The 2,675-nt window shown below is 59.4% G+C and carries 3 protein-coding genes and 1 pseudogene; 1 reads left to right on the top strand and 3 read right to left on the bottom strand.

What is annotated here, in order from left to right; translation table 11 throughout:
- A pseudogene (locus E3T41_RS18385) lies at window positions 1–470 on the top strand (FUSC family protein); the annotation flags it as partial.
- 119 nt (window positions 471–589) lie between these two features.
- Here E3T41_RS18385 and E3T41_RS05875 read toward each other — a convergent pair.
- The 3 genes from E3T41_RS05875 to E3T41_RS17805 form a co-directional block, all read right to left on the bottom strand.
- Window positions 590–859, bottom strand: a complete 270-nt coding sequence (locus E3T41_RS05875) for a hypothetical protein (protein ID WP_134477728.1) — start codon at window positions 857–859, stop codon at window positions 590–592.
- A 363-nt stretch (window positions 860–1,222) separates the two neighbouring features.
- Window positions 1,223–1,939, bottom strand: coding sequence for a hypothetical protein (locus E3T41_RS05880; protein ID WP_134477730.1), 717 nt, complete (start codon window positions 1,937–1,939; stop codon window positions 1,223–1,225).
- A 251-nt stretch (window positions 1,940–2,190) separates the two neighbouring features.
- Complete coding sequence (locus E3T41_RS17805; RefSeq protein ID WP_166791502.1) at window positions 2,191–2,331, bottom strand: hypothetical protein; 141 nt, start codon at window positions 2,329–2,331, stop codon at window positions 2,191–2,193.
- Window positions 2,332–2,675: the final 344 nt, after the last annotated feature.

Here is a 2,675-nt window from a genome sequence, read left to right on the forward strand (position 1 = left end):
CCAGCGGGCTGCGAACTGCGCTGCAGCAGGCCGACGAAAGCCGCAAAGTCAATCCGCGGGCTCGAATCCACCGCCACCGAGACCTGAGCGCCGACTACGAGGACCTTGCTGCGCTCGAAACCATCGCCTTTCATGTGAGGGATCTCACGGAGGTACTGGCCGGGGCAGTGTGGGGCACCCCGATCAAGGTACAACTGAGAGAGGACTTGCGCCCGTCGGTGAGCCTGGCGCTTGACGCGTTGGCTGCGGCGCTGCGTGATTGGGATTCAGGAAATACGGATCTGACGGCGCACTCCGCTGCCGCGGATGCGCTTGCGTCCCTCATGGCCGAGCTTGACAACATAGAGGACTCCACTCCGGCGACGTCGATGGGCGCCGCGATATCCATCGCGATGGATATCGCCCGAGCGCTCGCAGCCCTACTCTCCCGCCTCGAAGGTCCGGCNCCGCCTCGAAGGTCCGGCCATTGATGACTCGTTGCGATGACCCGTTATGGAACGGCAGGAATTTGAAATCAGTTACCGTCCTATGCCAAAGGACTCCCGCAGATGGGCAGGAGAGCTTGCCCTGTTTCCCTGCTCTTATGTGTCTACCGAATCCACTGCGCGAGGTAATCGCTGCTCACGTAGTGCAATATTCCGTCCCCGAATACAAAACCGCCCCGAGAAACGTTGATATTGACTTCGGGCTCCTGCAGATATCCGCTGACGGGCCCGTTGGTTTCAGACGCTCCGAGGCTAATCAGGTCGGCCTTCTTGACATCCCATTGCTCAGCTGTCATCTCACGCACTGCAAAAACAGCGACCTGGCCGCTGTTGGGCACACCTTGTTCGCACACGAGCCCGTCATTCTCAGCCATGAATTGCATGTTGTCGTTCCACAGTCGACTGCCACGGGAGCAGCCGTTGCAGATGCTGACGCTCCTGATCCCGCACCACTATTGTTTTCAGCGTCAGCAGGCGCGGTAGTCGCTGACTTTGTGGCGGTTTCGGACGCCGAATCACCAGCGTCCGGAGCTGAGGCTGCGCACCCAGTCAGTGCAACAACGACTACAAGTACGGACAAAATTCTGGCACTGAACAATGCGCCCCCCCAATTTGCTCATATTCCACCGTAACGTCAACGGAACACCGTGCAATTGATATCTGAACACGCTCTGGTGCACGTGATTCGAGCTCCCACCCTGAACTACCTGACCGCTGATCAGGTCGTGTCGCCCTGGCTAGTTTGTGGATCGCGTCCAGGGGCTCACGCTGTCCCGTTGGACGTTGACGACGCTGGGGCCAGCGAGGAGAGTACCGACAGCCGTGAAGTCTTGCTGAGGGAGGATGCTGTCGGTCGGATCGATGCCATTGAACTGTTGAACGTTGACCCGTCCCGAGTTTGTGGACGAGAAGACGACCGGTTGCTCAGCGCCCGCATACAAATAGGCGTCGTAGCCGCCGGTCTCAGGCAATGGGGGAAGCGCCGAAATCAGTGACACGGTAATGGACCAGTCACCCGCGCCGGCTTCAGCACCTATCCAGCCCGCCGGGCCAGCGGTGGGGTCCAAACCGTAGGCCACGCTGGCAGAATCACCCATGTAATCCGTCGTTCCGGCTTCGTGGAAGGTGCCGTCCTCTCCATAAACCTGCGCATAGGAGTCCTCATTAACCCAGTGGCCGGGTGCCCACGTGATTGTGTAGAAGCCAGCTTTAGCGTCGTCGGGAAAGATAATTTCATCAGCTCCACTACCGGTAACGGTGAAAGCCGTAAAAGTCCCGAATGTCTCGTCCGCCCACACCTGCGCAGATTCCTGCGCAGTAGGTTCATCCGCCTGGGCCGGGGTCGACGAAACAGTCGCTGATGAATCAGGTGCGGTCGGCTGCTGTGCTTGGCAGCCTGACAAGCTAACAGCCGTTACGGTCGCTACGGCCAATACAAATGTCACACGTTTCATAGGATCCCCCTGGTGTTTTATCGTCTACTCCGCGTTGAGATGACGGCGTCGGGCTGCGCCTTGGCGACCCACCGGTTCACGTTGAGTTTTGCACTGCCCGAGCTCGTTGGACAATTCGGCAGTTGCGGTCGTGTGTGCGAGGTCTATGCGTGAGCCGCGGCCCTGATGCAGGCTCTTCAACTTGCGCCATGACCTGTGGCTGCGGTCCGAAGGAACAGAGAGGCCCGCAGAAGCAACTTCTTGCGGGACGCTTAGCCGCGAATGCCGTGGCGTCCCACTGCGGCCAAGGAGCGCGTGCGCGCATTTCCGATGGCCATGAGGAGTCCGACCACGGATGCAACGGCGGCACAGACGAGGAATGTGATCGTGGTGGTCCAGCCAGGGCCGGCCATCACAAAGCCTTGCCCGTCTGCACGCTGCCAGTTACAGGCTCGCCCCAACGGCCACCAGGAGAAAGATCCATGCACCCGCGCGGCTTCCGACGTGACCGCGAAAGGGGCGGACACCCGCCATGGTCCTTCAACGAGGCACTTGTAATCGAGTCCGCCGTACGTGGCGGATAGCCAAGCCAACGCGACTACGCAAAGAGCAGCGACAACACTGACCACGATCAGAGAAATACCGATAGCGGAAGATGTCAACCTTTATGAGTCAGTTTCTTTAGGTGGTCATTGAGTTCGTTCCTGCTTTCAGGGGTTCGTTGATCCAGGTCGTGGTCGGGAACGTTAGTGGCGTC

The organism is Cryobacterium sp. Hh38 (assembly GCF_004403235.1).
Lineage (GTDB): Bacteria > Actinomycetota > Actinomycetes > Actinomycetales > Microbacteriaceae > Cryobacterium > Cryobacterium levicorallinum.

Bases quoted from the DNA above. Each gene is read 5' to 3' on its own strand.
- E3T41_RS05875 (WP_134477728.1), bottom strand. From the start codon at position 859: ATGGCTGAGAATGACGGGCTCGTGTGCGAACAAGGTGTGCCCAACAGC.
- E3T41_RS05880 (WP_134477730.1), bottom strand. From the start codon at position 1,939: ATGAAACGTGTGACATTTGTATTGGCCGTAGCGACCGTAACGGCTGTT.
- E3T41_RS17805 (WP_166791502.1), bottom strand. From the start codon at position 2,331: ATGGCCGGCCCTGGCTGGACCACCACGATCACATTCCTCGTCTGTGCC.